The sequence below is a fragment of the Streptomyces sp. LARHCF249 genome, from assembly GCF_052871255.1.
Window position 1 is genome coordinate 13,910 of the sequence record NZ_JBIXJQ010000021.1, and the last position, 13,343, is coordinate 27,252.

General features: G+C 71.6%; 12 protein-coding genes. 11 read left to right on the plus strand and 1 reads right to left on the minus strand.

Annotated elements, in window-relative coordinates; genetic code table 11:
• Nucleotides 1–10 precede the first annotated feature (10 nt).
• From ACIPUC_RS35725 to ACIPUC_RS35735, 3 genes are all read left to right on the plus strand, one after another.
• On the plus strand, nt 11–1,189 hold the full coding sequence (locus ACIPUC_RS35725; protein ID WP_446594552.1) for a DUF2786 domain-containing protein: 1,179 nt from the start codon (nt 11–13) through the stop codon (nt 1,187–1,189).
• Between the two features lie 119 nt (nt 1,190–1,308).
• Nucleotides 1,309–3,408, plus strand: a complete 2,100-nt coding sequence (locus tag ACIPUC_RS35730; protein WP_446594553.1) for an FUSC family protein — start codon at nt 1,309–1,311, stop codon at nt 3,406–3,408.
• A gap of 129 nt (nt 3,409–3,537) precedes the next feature.
• Nucleotides 3,538–3,783: a DUF397 domain-containing protein gene (locus ACIPUC_RS35735; RefSeq protein WP_030656519.1), complete on the plus strand. Its 246-nt coding sequence runs from the start codon at nt 3,538–3,540 to the stop codon at nt 3,781–3,783.
• 130 nt (nt 3,784–3,913) lie between these two features.
• Here ACIPUC_RS35735 and ACIPUC_RS35740 read toward each other — a convergent pair whose 3' ends face one another.
• A complete protein-coding gene (locus tag ACIPUC_RS35740; RefSeq protein ID WP_446594554.1) occupies nt 3,914–4,426 on the minus strand; it encodes an ATP-binding protein in 513 nt (170 codons plus the stop codon).
• 328 nt (nt 4,427–4,754) lie between these two features.
• On the opposite strand from ACIPUC_RS35740, the gene ACIPUC_RS35745 reads away from it, so the two are divergent.
• From ACIPUC_RS35745 to ACIPUC_RS35780, 8 genes are all read left to right on the plus strand, one after another.
• Entirely contained in the window at nt 4,755–5,633 is an 879-nt protein-coding gene (locus tag ACIPUC_RS35745) for a helix-turn-helix domain-containing protein (protein ID WP_446594555.1), read from the plus strand.
• Nucleotides 5,634–5,722: 89 nt separating this feature from the next.
• Nucleotides 5,723–7,180, plus strand: a complete 1,458-nt coding sequence (locus ACIPUC_RS35750; RefSeq protein WP_446594556.1) for an aldehyde dehydrogenase family protein — start codon at nt 5,723–5,725, stop codon at nt 7,178–7,180.
• Nucleotides 7,181–7,237: 57 nt separating this feature from the next.
• Entirely contained in the window at nt 7,238–9,325 is a 2,088-nt protein-coding gene (gene mrdA / locus ACIPUC_RS35755; protein WP_446594557.1) for a penicillin-binding protein 2, read from the plus strand.
• 93 nt (nt 9,326–9,418) lie between these two features.
• A complete protein-coding gene (locus ACIPUC_RS35760) occupies nt 9,419–9,931 on the plus strand; it encodes a DinB family protein (protein ID WP_446594558.1) in 513 nt (170 codons plus the stop codon).
• A 25-nt stretch (nt 9,932–9,956) separates the two neighbouring features.
• On the plus strand, nt 9,957–10,592 hold the full coding sequence (locus ACIPUC_RS35765) for a PadR family transcriptional regulator (protein WP_446594559.1): 636 nt from the start codon (nt 9,957–9,959) through the stop codon (nt 10,590–10,592).
• Between the two features lie 97 nt (nt 10,593–10,689).
• Nucleotides 10,690–11,616: an ATP-binding cassette domain-containing protein gene (locus ACIPUC_RS35770; RefSeq protein ID WP_446594560.1), complete on the plus strand. Its 927-nt coding sequence runs from the start codon at nt 10,690–10,692 to the stop codon at nt 11,614–11,616.
• Nucleotides 11,613–12,407: an ABC transporter permease gene (locus ACIPUC_RS35775; protein WP_446594561.1), complete on the plus strand. Its 795-nt coding sequence runs from the start codon at nt 11,613–11,615 to the stop codon at nt 12,405–12,407. Before ACIPUC_RS35770 ends, ACIPUC_RS35775 begins: the two co-directional genes overlap by 4 nt.
• 95 nt (nt 12,408–12,502) lie before the next feature.
• Nucleotides 12,503–13,261 carry a MerR family transcriptional regulator gene (locus ACIPUC_RS35780; protein WP_446594629.1) on the plus strand — a complete coding sequence of 253 codons (759 nt, stop codon included), beginning with the start codon at nt 12,503–12,505 and terminating at the stop codon, nt 13,259–13,261.
• Nucleotides 13,262–13,343 lie beyond the last annotated feature (82 nt).

Consider the following 13,343-nt stretch of genomic DNA (forward strand, 5'->3'; position numbering starts at 1 on the left):
GCTGAGAGGTGTGAGAGACCTTGCCGAGACCGTCGACCGAGCCTTCGCCGCCGCCCTCTACGCCCAGGACGACACCGGGCTGGACACCGGGGCGTCCCTGCTGGTCGCCGAGACCGAGCGGTGGGCCGGGATCGGCCGGGAGCTGCTGGGCCGCGGGGAGGCGTACGTACGGCAGGGCTGGGAGCGGGGCTGGCAGCCGGCCGACGTGCTCCGGCTGGTCCGCCGCGACCTCGAGGATCGGCACCTGCGGATCGCCGGGGACGTGATCGCCGCCGAGGCGCGCCGCTACGCCCGGCTCCCCGAGCGCTGGACCGACGCCGAGGTGTGGTGGGGCGAGGACGGGTCGTACGCCGAGCGGCTCGCGCAGCGCGAGCGGACGGACCGGTTCACGCTGGCGACCGCGTTCCTGGAGGTGTTCCGGCTGCTGATCCGGCTGCCGTCGATCGAACCGGTGGGCCCCCTGCCCGGCGACCCGGCGGACGCGCTCGCCGCGCACGCGCACATCGAGCCGCGCATGCTCGGCCGGATACGCGCGCTGCTCGCGAAGGCCGAGGCGACCACCTACCCCGAGGAGGCGGAGGCGCTCAGCGCCAAGGCCCAGGAGCTGATGGCACGCCACACGGTGGACGAGGCGCTGCTCGCGGCCGGCGGCAAGGGCCCGGCCCAGGTGCCCGGCGCGTGCCGGATCGGCGTCGAGCCGCCGTACGAGGAGGCCAAGGCGGTGCTGCTCGACGCGGTGGCCACGGCCAACCGGTGCCGGGCGGTGTGGAACAGCGGCTTCGAGTTCTCCACGGTGGTCGGCTTCGAGAGCGACCTCGAGGCGGTGGAGCTGCTGTACACCTCGCTGCTCGTGCAGGGCACGGCGGCGATGACCCGCGCGGAGGCGGCGCAGCGCGCGGGCGGGCGCAAGCGGACGAAGACCTTCAGGCAGTCCTTCCTGCTCGCGTACGCCAGCAGGCTCGGGCGGCGGCTCGCGGAGACGGCGGAGCACACGGCGAGCGAGGCCCCCGACCACCTGCCGGCCCTCGTCGCCCGGGACGCGGCGGTCACCTGCCGGGCGGAGGAGATGTTCCCGCGGACCACGACGACCCGGCTGCGGGGCGCCACCGATCACGCGGGCTGGGAGGACGGGACGGCGGCCGCCGATTCCGCGCACGTCGGCGGGCGGCAGACACCCCTGCCGCGGTAGCGGGGGAGTTTGAGGCGCGTCCGGGGGCGGAGCCCCGGCAGCGGCGCGCCGCACCCGGACCCGGTCCGACGCCCGGCCACATCACGGCACAGCGGGGCAAACCGGATACGCTCGGCGCCATGAGCTGGCTCCGGGCACTGAAGGAGACCGCCCGGTCGGGCATGACGGTCGAGCGGACCCGCCTGGAGCCCCTCGTCGCGCTGCGCGCCACCGCCGGCCTCGCGATCGTCATCGCCGCGGGACTCGCCCTCCTGGGACCGGGCTCGGCGGCCAGTTCCGCCTTCGGCGCCTTCATGGCCGCCATCGCCACCTTCCAGAAGAGCTGGCGCCCGCGCCCCGCCCTCGCCCTCGCCGCCGGGCTGACCCTGGCCGTCTCCACCTTCGTCGGCTACCTCGTCGGCTCCTCGCACACCGCGCTCTTCCTCGCCCTGCTCGCCGTCTGGACCTTCCTCGCGGGCCTGATGTGGGCGGCCGGCCCCACCGCCGGGATCATCGCCTCCGGCAACGTGGCGATCATGCTGGTCACCGTCACCCTGCCCACCTCCGTGCCGCAGGCCGCCGGGCACGCCGCGATGATCGCCGCCGGCGGGGTCGTCCAGGCGCTGCTCATCGTGCTGTTCCCGGTCCGCCGCTGGGGCGCCCAGCGCGACGCCCTCGCCGACGCGCTGGCCGCGGAGGCCGACTACGCCCGGCGCCTGCGCCAGGACCCCCTCGCGCCCTTCGACCCGCAGCCGCTGATGAGGGCCCGCGCCGCCGCCACCGTGACCGTGCGCCAGGCCCGCCGGCGCCCCGCCGAACTGCACGGCGCGCGCGGGCTCGCGGAGCGGATCCGGCCCGTGCTGGCCTCGCTCGCCGATCCGGCCGTCGGCGCGCCCGCCGAGGGCCCGGGCCGGGAGCGGGTGCGCGACCTGCTCGCCGCCGCCGCGGCGGTCCTGGATGCCGCCGCGCTGGCCATCCGGCACGGGGATCCCGTACGCCTCCCCGCGCCGGCCCTGGCGGTCCTGAAGTCCCCCGACACGGCGGACCTGCTGTCCGGCGCGCCGCTGCGGGCCGCGCGCCGGCTCGCCGCCCTGCTGGACGACGTACTGGAGACGGCCGAGCCGGGATCGGGGCGCACCGCCGATCCCGGCGAGTCGATGCTCCGGCCCACCCTGCCGGGGCTGGTGCCGCTGGTCCTGAGGGCCGTGCGCGCCGAACTGCGCCCCGGCTCCCCGGTCCTGCGGCACGCCCTGCGCGTGACCGCCGTGGCCTGCGCGGGCCTCGTGATCGGCCGCGCGCTGCCGTTCGGGCACGCCTACTGGGCCCCGATGGCCTCCGTGATGGTCATGCGGCCGGACTTCACGCAGACCTACTCGCGCGCCGTGGCCCGCTTCGGCGGCACCCTCGTGGGCGTGGCCGCCGCCACCGGCATCGTGCAGCTCGCGCATCCCGGCATGTACCTGTCCGGCTTCCTCGCCGTGCTCAGCGCGGGCCTGATGTACGTCCTGATGAGCACCGGGTACGCCGTCTCCCAGGTCTTCGTCTCCGCCTACGTGGTCTTCCTGCTCGGCATGGGCGGGGTCCGCTGGGACCAGACCGTGCCCGACCGGGTCGCCCTCACCCTGGTCGGCGGGCTGCTCGCGATGATCGGCTACGCCCTCTACCCGGCCTGGGAGACCCCGCGGCTGCGGACCCGCCTAGCGGACTGGATCGCCGCCGACGGACGGTACGCGGCCGCGGTGCTCAGCCAGTACGCCGACCCGGCCGGGGCCCGGCGCGCCGATGTGCGGGAGGCCCTGCTGGCCGCCCGCGACGCCCGGGTCGCCTGGCAGGAAGCCCTGGAACGGGCCGCCGGGGAGCCGGTGCGCCACCGCGGGCTGTCCCGCGCGGCCGCCGACGGCGCGGGCGACGCCCTGGCCGCGCTGGGCCGCGGCGCGATGCTCCTGGAGGCCCACCTGCCCGATGGCGGCTGCGGGCACTCCCCCAGCCTCGGGCCGGGGGGACCCCCGCCCGGCGGTGGCGGGGGAGAGCCGGCGCCGGGCGCGGCCGCCCTGGCGCAGGCGCTGCGGGCCGCCACCGAGGCCGGCGCGAAGGCGGTACGCGAGCGCCGCGTCCCGGAATGGGACGAGGTCAGGGCGGCGCTGGCGGACGGCGTCGGCCCCGGGCCCGGGCTGCTCAAGGAGGCGGGCGAGCAGCTGCTGGGCTCGTTGGACGAGCTCTCGGAGGCGCTGCGCCCCTGAGGTCGGCCCCGGCAGGACCGCTCTGTGATCAGGGAGGCACCGCGCGTGCACGTGCATCTGCCCATGCATGCGCTTATGAACACAGCTATGATCCGGTGCAGTTGACATCTGCACTATCGGGGGCTTCCTGTGGACCACGCGTACAACGGGATGGCAGCTGCAGAACTCGCTTCCTTGTTTGAGCTGACCTGGCAGAAGAGCAGACACAGCAACTCGCAGGGATCCTGCGTGGAGTTCGCGAAACTGCCCGGCGGCGATGTCGCCATGCGCAACTCGCGCTTCCCGGACGGCCCGGCACTCGTGTACACGCCGGCCGAGATAGAGGCCCTGCTCCTGGGCGTCAAGGACGGCGAGTTCGATCACCTGATCGGCTGATCCGCCGCACGGGACAGCCAACGGAACGGCGCACCCCATCAAGCCATGCACGTGCACTGGCCGGGAATGATCACTGAGATCAGTCCCGGCCAGTTGTCGTGTTCGTGGCGTTCGGAGCGGGCGCTTCCGCTCAGTCCTGGAGCAGGAACAGCGCCCAGACCACCTTGCCGGTCAGCCGGCCCGCGAGCGGGTGCCAGCCCCAGCTGTCGCTGTAGGAGTCCACGAGGAACAGCCCGCGCCCGGACTCCAGGTCGCAGTTCTCCTCGGTCCGCTCGGGGGAGAAGGAACCGCCGGGCCGGTCCTCGCTGGGGTCGCGCACCGCGCACACCAGCCGGGTGCTCCACCGCATCAGGTGCAGCCGTACCGCCGGGTCCGCCGCCTCGCCGCCCGCGCGGCGCGGGTCCTCGGGCAGGGCATGGCGCAGCGCGTTGGTGACGAGTTCGGAGACGACCAGCGCGACATCGTCGAACCGCTCGTCGAGACCCCATTGGGACAGCGTCGAACGGCAGAAGGAGCGTGCCCCCCGTACCGCTTCCAGGCGGGCGGGCAGGGCGCAGGACGCGGACCCGGAGACAGCCGTGGGGTCGACCGGGGGAAGCCCCTGCCGTAACGGCTCGAGCATGGTCGATCCATTCGTCCCCATGCGAGGCACTCCCGGGATTCGCGGACGAAGTAGGTGGCCTCGTCCAAAGAGAACTGCGGGGTGGGTCCCGCGCCGGCGCGAAGAGCACGCAGGTGCGCGGGGACCATCGTTCCGAATGGGCGAGCCGGATGCAAGGGCAGATGCACGTGCACGCGCCGGACCTGTCCACTCCCGTGATGGTTCTTGCTCATTTCTTCCTACGCATCCTTACGGACTTCTTTTCCAGGAGCCTGGATTCCGTTACAGAACGAGTACGGGCCGATGCGTTTTGGTGGCAGACTGCGGGCCCTGGGGTGCGGGGGCCCCGCGCGCACGCATGTCAATTGCGATGGGGAGGGCAGTACTGGTGACCGCAGAAGCGAGCGGTTCGGTGGTGCGCCGCATCCTCCTGGGCTCACAGCTCAGGCGACTCCGAGAATCCCGCGGCATCACCCGTGAGGCGGCCGGCTACTCGATCCGCGCATCCGAATCGAAGATCAGCCGCTTGGAGTTGGGAAGGGTGAGCTTCAAGGCCAGAGACGTGGAGGACCTCCTCACGCTCTACGGGGTCACGGACAACGCCGAGCGCGAGTCGCTGCTGGGGCTGGTCCGGGAGGCCAACGCGACGGGCTGGTGGCACAGTTACGGCGACGTGCTGCCGGGCTGGTTCCAGACCTACATCGGCCTGGAGGGCGCCGCCTCGCTCATCCGCATCTACGAAGTCCAGTTCGTCCACGGCCTGTTGCAGACCGAGGCCTACGCCCACGCCGTCGTCAGCCGCGGCATGCCCGGCGCCACCGCCGGCGAGATCGACCGCCGCGTCGCGCTGCGCCTGGAGCGCCAGAAGGTCCTCGTCTCCGAGAACGCGCCGGTCTTCCACGCCGTCCTCGACGAGGCCGCCCTGCGCCGCCCGTACGGCGACCGCGACGTCATGCGCGGCCAGTTGGAGCACCTCATCGAGGTCTCCCAGCGGCCCAACGTGCAGCTCCAGGTGATGCCCTTCTCCTTCGGCGGCCATGCGGGCGAGAGCGGAGCCTTCACCCTGCTGCGCTTCCCCGAGTCCGACCTCCAGGACATCGTCTATCTGGAACAGCTCACCAGCGCCCTCTACCTGGACAAGGACGAGGAAGTGGGGCAGTACGAGCGGGCGATGGAGCGGCTTCAGGCCGACTGCCCCGACGCCGACCGGACCAGGGATCTTCTCCGCGGTCTGCTCCAACTGTCTTGATTCGAACGTACTATGACTCCTGATCAGTGCATGACGACCGATCGGTCTCCGGTGCAGCGCAGGGGTGCGCGCTCGCAGTAAGGGATGGCATGTCCATATTCAGCGACCTGGCTCACCAGTACATCGACGGCGAATGGCTGGCCGGTACCGGTTCGTGGGACATCATCGACGTCAACCCCTACAACGGGGAGAAGCTCGCGGCCATCACGGTGGCCACCGTCGAGCAGGTGGACCAGGCCTACCGCGGCGCCGAGCGCGCCCAGCGCGAATGGGCGGCCACCAGCCCGTACACCAGACGCGCGGTCCTGGAGCGCGCCCTGCGGATCACCGAGGAGCGCGAGAAGGAGATCATCGAGGCGATGATCGACGAGCTCGGCGGGACGCGTCCCAAGGCCGAGTACGAGGTCTACCTCGCCAAGGAGTTCATCCGCGAGGCCATGCAGCTCGCCGTCCGCCCCGAGGGCCGCATCCTGGCCTCGCCGGTCGAGGGCAAGGAGAACCGGGTCCAGCGCCTCCCGGTCGGCGTGATCACCGTGATCAGCCCCTTCAACTTCCCCTTCCTGGTCACCCTCAAGTCGGTCGCCCCGGCGCTGGCGCTGGGCAACGCGGTGGTGATCAAGCCGAACCAGAACGCGCCCGTGGTCGGCGGCGGGGTCATCGCCAAGATCTTCGAGGACGCGGGCCTGCCGGCCGGTCTGCTGAACGTCCTCGTCACCGACATAGCCGAGATCGGCGACGCGCTCCTGACCCACCCCGTCCCCAAGGTCATCTCCTTCGCGGGCTCGGACCGGGTCGGCCGGCACGTCGGGGCGGTCGCCGCCCGCCACTTCAAGCGGACGGTCCTCGAGCTCAGCGGCAACAGCGCGCTCGTCGTCCTCGACGACGCCGACCTCGACTACGCGGTGGACGCGGCCGTCTTCAGCCGCTTCGTCTACCAGGGCCAGGTCTGCATGGCCGCCAACCGCATCCTGGTCGACGCCTCCGTGGCCGAGGAGTTCACGGAGAAGTTCACCGCCCGCGTGCGCGCCCTGAAGACCGGCGACCCGCACGAGGCCGACACCCACATCGGCCCGCTGATCAACTCCTTCCAGGCCGACGCGCTGACCGCTCTGGTGGACCAGGCCGTGGAATCCGGCGCGCGGGCACTCGTACGCGGGTCTACGCGCGGCAACCTGGTCGAGCCGACCGTGCTGACGGGCCTGCCCGAGGACTCCCCGCTGCTGAGCCAGGAAATCTTCGGGCCGGTCGCCCTGCTGGTGGTCTTCGACGGCGAGGACGAGGCCGTACGGCTGACCAACGCCACCCCCTACGGCCTGAGCGGGGCCGTGCACACACGGGACGTGGAGCGCGGCGTCCGCTTCGCGCAGCGGATCGAGACGGGCATGATCCACGTCAACGACTCCACGATCGGGGACGAGCCGCTGGCCGCCTTCGGCGGGGAGAAGGCCTCGGGCCTGGGCCGGCTCAACGGCGAAGCCACGGTGGAGGCCTTCACCACCCAGAAGTGGATCTCGGTACAGCACGGGCGCAGCCGGTTCCCGTTCTGAGACCCGACGGTCCTAGACTCGACCGGGCGCACGTGCAGCCGCCCGGGGGAGTGCAAGTTGAGCAACATACCCGAGACCGGCCGGACCCCTCGGGTCCAGAACCGGCTCGTCGTCATCCAGATCGTGGTCTTCTCGCTGCTGCTCACCCTGGGCGGCCGGCTCTGGTACCTCCAGATACGCAATGGCCAGGAGTACACCGACGAGGCCAAGAACAACCACGTCCAGCGGGTGGTCCAGCCCGCCGTGCGCGGTTCGATCCTCGACTCGCGCGGGGTGCCGCTCGCCGACAACGCGACCCACCTGGTGGTCTCCGCCAACCGCACCGAGCTGCTGACCATGAAGGACCGCGGCAAGGCCGTCCTCACCCGCCTCGCGGGGGTCCTGGGCATGGACCCGCAGGAGGTCGTCGACAAGGTCCGGCTCTGCGACTCCAAGACCCCGCAGCCCTGCTGGAACGGCTCGCCCTACCAGCCGATCCCGGTCAGCGACGAGGCCACCACCGAGCAGGCGCTCCAGATCCACGAGCACGCCGAGGACTTCCCCGGCATCACCGCCGAGCCCACCGCCATGCGCCGCTACGCCGCACCCGACGAGGCCAACACCTCCCAGGTGCTCGGCTACCTCTCGCCGGTCACCGACGAGGAGATCGCCAAGGCGAAGAACTCCGACTCCCCCTACCTGCGCTCCGACCAGGTGGGCCGGTCCGGCCTGGAGCGCACGTACGACAAGGAGCTGCGCGGCAAGGCGGGCATCACCCGCTACGAGGTCGACAACCTCGGCCGGGTCATCGGCCAGGGCGAGACCGACAAGGCGCTGCCCGGCTCGAACATCGTGACCTCCATCGACTCCCGGGTGCAGGCGGTCGCCGAGCGCGAGCTGAACAACGCGATGATCGACGCCCGCAGGACGTACGACAAGAACACCCGCCGGAACTACGAGGCCGACTCGGGCGCGGTCGTGGTCATGGAGTCCAAGACGGGCCGCATCGTGGCGATGGCCTCGAACCCGACGTACGACCCGAACGCCTGGGTGGGCGGCATCTCCGCCAAGGACTACGCCTCGCTCACCGACAAGGAGTCGAACTACCCGCTGCTGAACCGGGCCATCCAGGCCCAGGCGGCGCCGGGCTCCATCTTCAAGGTGGTCACCTCCACCGCCGCGGTCAACGCCGGGTACCCGTTCAACAACCGCTACCCCTGCCCCAGCTCGTACTCGGTCGGCAGTCAGACCTTCACGAACTTCGAGTCGCAGGGCCACGGCGACATCACCATCGGCCGGGCCCTGGAGGTCTCCTGCGACACCGTGTACTACGCCCTCGCGGACCAGGAGTGGAAGAAGGACGGCGGCATCAACCCGAAGAAGAACCCGAACGACTGGTTCCTCAAGACCGCCCACGAGTTCGGGCTGGGCAAGCGCACCGGCATCGACCTGCCGAACGAGGTGCCCGGCCGGGTCCCCGACCGGAAGTGGAAGCAGGACTTCTTCGAGGCGAACAAGGACGCCTGGTGCCGGGACGGCAAGAAGAACGGCAGCTTCGCCGAGAAGATCGCGTACGAGAACTGCCGCCAGGGCAACCAGCTGCGCGAGGGCGACGCCATCAACTACTCGATCGGGCAGGGTGACACGCTCGTCACCCCGGTCCAGATGGCCTCCGTCTACGCGGCCATCGCCAACGGCGGCACGCTCCACCAGCCCAGCGTCGGCAAGGCGGTCGTCAGCGCCGACGGCACCTCGGTCCGGGAGATCGCGCCGAAGGAGCAGGGCAGGCTCCCGATGGACGCCAAGACCCGCGACAACATCGACGAGGCCCTCGCCGGGGTGGCCACCAACGGAAGCGCCGCCTGGCGGTTCGGCGGCTGGCCGCAGAAGCAGATCCCGATGCACGCCAAGACCGGCACCGCCGAGGTCCAGGGCAAGCAGACCACCTCGTGGTTCGCCTCCTACACCGAGGACTACACGATCGTGATGACGATCTCCCAGGGCGGCACCGGCTCGGGTGCGTCCGGGCCGGCGGTCCGCAAGATCTACGAGGCGATGTACGGGCTCGACCCGACGGGCAGGCAGGACCTCTCCAAGGCCCTGCTGCCGAAGCCGGCCACCGCCCTTCCCGCCCTGCGGCCGGAGGGGGAATCCGCCGCACAGTGACCGCCGGCCCATAGAGGACAGAACCTGACCGCATCGCTCCGTAGCGTGGTCCTTGTCAGCAGGAGAGACACCGGAAACCGAAGGCGGTAGACCATGGCTCAGCTTTCCACCGAGATCCCCGGCGACGAGCGCGGCACGCTCCTCGCCTTCGTCGAGGCCCAGCGCACGGCCCTGCGCGAATCCGTGCTCGGACTGGACGAGGAGCAGGCCGCGAGCCGCCCCAGCGCCAGCGAGCTGTCCCTGTCGGGGCTGCTCAAGCACGCGGCCGAGGTCGAGCTCAACTGGCTGCGGCTGGCCCAGCAGCAGCCCAACGAGGTGCGGCGCAGCCGGGAGGCCTGGGGCGAGGGCTTCCAGCTGGTCGGGAGCGAGACCATCCCGTCGGTCCTGGCCTTCTGGGACGGGGTGACGCGGGAGGTGGAGGACTTCATCCTGGCCGTGCCGAGCCTCGACGAGGTCTTCCCGCTGCCCGAGGCGCCCTGGTTCCCGAAGGACGCCAAGGTCTCGATGCGCTGGATGCTCCTGCACCTGGTGGAGGAGTTCGCCCGGCACGCGGGCCACGCGGACATCGTCCGCGAGACCCTCGACGGGACCAAGGCCATGGGCTGACACGGCGGCTTAGTAGCCTGGCCCCATGTCAGCGATCCGGCTTCTCGTCCTCGGCGCCGTCCGCCAGCACGGGCGGGCGCACGGGTACCAGGTGCGCAACGACCTCGAGTACTGGGGCGCGCACGAGTGGTCCAACACCAAGCCCGGATCGATCTACCACGCGCTCAAGCAGATGGCGAAGCAGGGCGTCCTGCACGCGCACGAGGTGGCGCCCAGCGCCGCCGGCGGGCCGCCGCGCACCGAGTACGAGGTCACGGAGGCGGGGCGCGCGGAGTACTTCCGGCTGCTGCGCGAGGCCTTGGCGGCGTACGACCAGAAGGCGGACCTGCTGTCCGCGGCGATCGGCTTCATGGTCGATCTGCCGCGGGCCGAGGTGCTGGAGCTGCTGCGCGAGCGGCTGTCGAAGCTGGCCGGCTGGCGGTCGGCGGTGACGGACTACTACACGCCGCAGGACGGGCCCGGGCAGCTGGGGCACATCGGCGAGATCATGCACAGGTGGGTCCACTCCGCGGACGCCGAGGCGGAGTGGACGCGGGGCCTGATCGCCCGGATCGAGGGGGGCGCGTACTCCTTCGCGGGGGAGGGCGGCGAGCCGTTCGTCGGGGTGCTGGCGGACGGCGAAGAGAACCCGTTCGCGCAGTCCGGCCCGCCCTGCTCGTAATTTCCCACCGTTCTCCGTAATCAAGTTTGACTAGCCCTCCATCGGGCACTACCTTGCAGGTTGCTATTCAAGTTTGACTAGTAAGGAGTCGATCGCGTTGGCGATCTCCGTCGAAGGTGTCCACAAGCGGTACGGCGACAAGCACGCCCTGGCCGGGCTCGACCTGGAGGTGGCCCCCGGCACGGTCCACGCGGTACTCGGCCCCAACGGGGCCGGGAAGACCACGGCCGTGCGGATCATGAGCACCCTGCTGCGCCCCGACGAGGGCGTGGTGCGGGTGGCCGGCCACGACGTACGGACCGACGCGGCGGCCGTCCGCTCCCGGATCGGGCTGCTCGGCCAGCACGCGGCGCTGGACGAGGAGCTGGACGGGCGGCAGAACCTGGAGATGTTCGGCCGCCTGTACCACCTGGGCGCGCGCCGGGCCGGACTGCGGGCGCAGGAGCTGCTGGAGCGCTTCGGCCTCGCCGACACCGGCCGCAAGCCCGTGAAGAAGTACAGCGGCGGCATGCGCCGCCGCCTCGACCTCGCGGCGTCCTTGATCACGGACCCGGAGGTGCTGTTCCTGGACGAGCCGACCACCGGACTCGACCCGCGCGGCCGCGCCGAGGTGTGGAGCGCGGTCCGCTCCCTGGTCGGCGGCGGCACGACCGTCCTGCTGACCACGCAGTACCTGGAGGAGGCCGACCAGCTCGCCGACCGCATCGCGCTGATCGACGCGGGGCGGGTGGCGCGCGAGGGCACGGCGGACGAGTTGAAGGCCCTGGTCGGGGCGGACCGGATCGTCGTGGTCCTGCGCGACGCGGCGCGGCTGGCGCAGGCCGCGGCGCTGCTCCCGGACCCGACGGTGGACCCGGACTCCTCGACGCTCAGCTTCCCCGTGGAGGACCGGATGGCCGGCTTGACCCTGACCCTGCGGGCGCTGCAGGACGCCGGCATCGAGGCGGAGGACCTCGCGGTCCGGCGGCCCACGCTGGACGAGGTCTTCCTGCACCTGACGGAGAAGAAGGACGTGGCGGCATGAGTGCGACGTGGGTGGCCACGGACTCCTGGACGATGACCCGGCGCGAGCTGGCGCACTGGGCGCGGCAGCCGGTGCAGGTGGTCGTCGGACTGGTCTTCCCGGTGATGCTGCTGCTGATGTTCGGCTTCCTGGTGGGCGGCGGCCGGGGGATCGACGGGGAGTACGTCGAGTTCCTGGTGCCCGGGATGCTCGCGCTGACCATGGCATTCGGGCTGGAGTCGACCATGACGGCCGTCACCCGGGACCTGGAGAAGGGGGTGATCGACCGCTTCCGCGCCATGCCGATGTCCTCCTCGGCGGTCCTGGTCGGCCGCAGCGTCGCGGACATGATCCAGTCGGCGGTGGGCCTCGTGGTCCTGGCGGGGGTCGGGCTGCTGCTCGGCTGGCGCTGGCACGGCTCGGCGGCGGCCGCGCTGGCGGCCTTCGCGTTGCTCCTGCTGCTGCGGTTCGCGATGCTGTGGATCGGGATCCACCTGGGCATGGTCGCGGGCCGGCCCGAGATGGTGCAGGCGGTGCAGATCCTGGTGTGGCCGGTGGGCTTCCTGTCCAACGCCTTCGCCACTCCCGAGTCGATGCCGGGCTGGCTGGGGGCGGTGGTCGAGTGGAACCCGATGTCGGCGACGGCGACGGCGGTCCGCGACCTGTTCGGCAACCCGGCGGCGGCCTCCGCCTCGGCCTCGCCGTCCTGGGCCTTCGAGCACGCCGGCCTGCTGGCCGTCGGGTGGCCGCTCCTGCTGCTGGCCGTCTTCTTCCCGCTGGCGGTGGGCCGCTTCCGGGGCCTGAGCAAGTAGCCGTACGGGCGGGCTTGCACCTCACGCGGCGTGAGGACCCACAGTGAAGGGCGTACCCAACCAGACGTCGAGGAGGGGAGTTGAGGGAAGTGGACATGGGCTACTCCGTGGGCCAGGTCGCCGGATTCGCCGGAGTCACGGTGCGCACCCTGCACCACTACGACGAGATCGGCCTGCTCTCGCCGAGCGGCCGCAGCCGCGCCGGTCACCGCCGCTACGGCGACGCCGACCTGGACCGGCTGCAGCGGATCCTGTTCTACCGGGAGCTCGGCTTCCCCCTCGACGAGGTCGCGGTCCTGCTGGACGACCCGGAAACGGATCCGCGGGAGCATCTGCGCCGGCAGCACGCCCTGCTGACCGACCGGATCGACCGGCTCCAGCAGATGGCCAAGGCCGTTGAGCACGCCATGGAGGCGAAGAAGATGGGCATCAACCTCACCCCCGAGGAGAAGTTCGAGGTCTTCGGCGATTTCGACCCGGACGAGCACGCCGAGGAGGCCGAGCGCCGCTGGGGCGGCACGGACGCGTACAAGGAGTCGGCCCGCCGGACCGCCTCGTACACCAAGGAGGACTGGCAGCGGATCCAGGACCGGGAGCGGGACATCAACCGCAGGTTCATCGCCCTGCTCGACTCCGGCGCGCCCGCGGAGTCCGAGGAGGCCATGGACCTCGCGGAGGAGCACCGCGGCTGGATCAACGCCGGCTACTACTTCTGCACGTACGAGATCCACACCTGCCTCGGTGAGATGTGCGTCGCGGACGAGCGGTTCACGGCGCACTACGACGATGTCCGGCCGGGCCTGGCGGTGTTCGTACGGGACGCGATCCTGGCCAACGCCGTGCGCAAGGCGTAGGCGAATCGTCACGCACCCGACCCCCTCCGGTCCCTGGAACCGGGCGGGGGTCGTGTGCGTTGATAATTGAGACCGCCCGCCC

Bases quoted from the DNA above. Each gene is read 5' to 3' on its own strand.
- ACIPUC_RS35750 (WP_446594556.1), top strand. From the start codon at position 5,723: ATGTCCATATTCAGCGACCTGGCTCACCAGTACATCGACGGCGAATGG.
- ACIPUC_RS35760 (WP_446594558.1), top strand. From the start codon at position 9,419: ATGGCTCAGCTTTCCACCGAGATCCCCGGCGACGAGCGCGGCACGCTC.
- ACIPUC_RS35765 (WP_446594559.1), top strand. From the start codon at position 9,957: ATGTCAGCGATCCGGCTTCTCGTCCTCGGCGCCGTCCGCCAGCACGGG.
- ACIPUC_RS35730 (WP_446594553.1), top strand. From the start codon at position 1,309: ATGAGCTGGCTCCGGGCACTGAAGGAGACCGCCCGGTCGGGCATGACG.
- ACIPUC_RS35740 (WP_446594554.1), bottom strand. From the start codon at position 4,426: ATGGGGACGAATGGATCGACCATGCTCGAGCCGTTACGGCAGGGGCTT.
- ACIPUC_RS35745 (WP_446594555.1), top strand. From the start codon at position 4,755: ATGGGGAGGGCAGTACTGGTGACCGCAGAAGCGAGCGGTTCGGTGGTG.
- ACIPUC_RS35780 (WP_446594629.1), top strand. From the start codon at position 12,503: ATGGGCTACTCCGTGGGCCAGGTCGCCGGATTCGCCGGAGTCACGGTG.
- ACIPUC_RS35775 (WP_446594561.1), top strand. From the start codon at position 11,613: ATGAGTGCGACGTGGGTGGCCACGGACTCCTGGACGATGACCCGGCGC.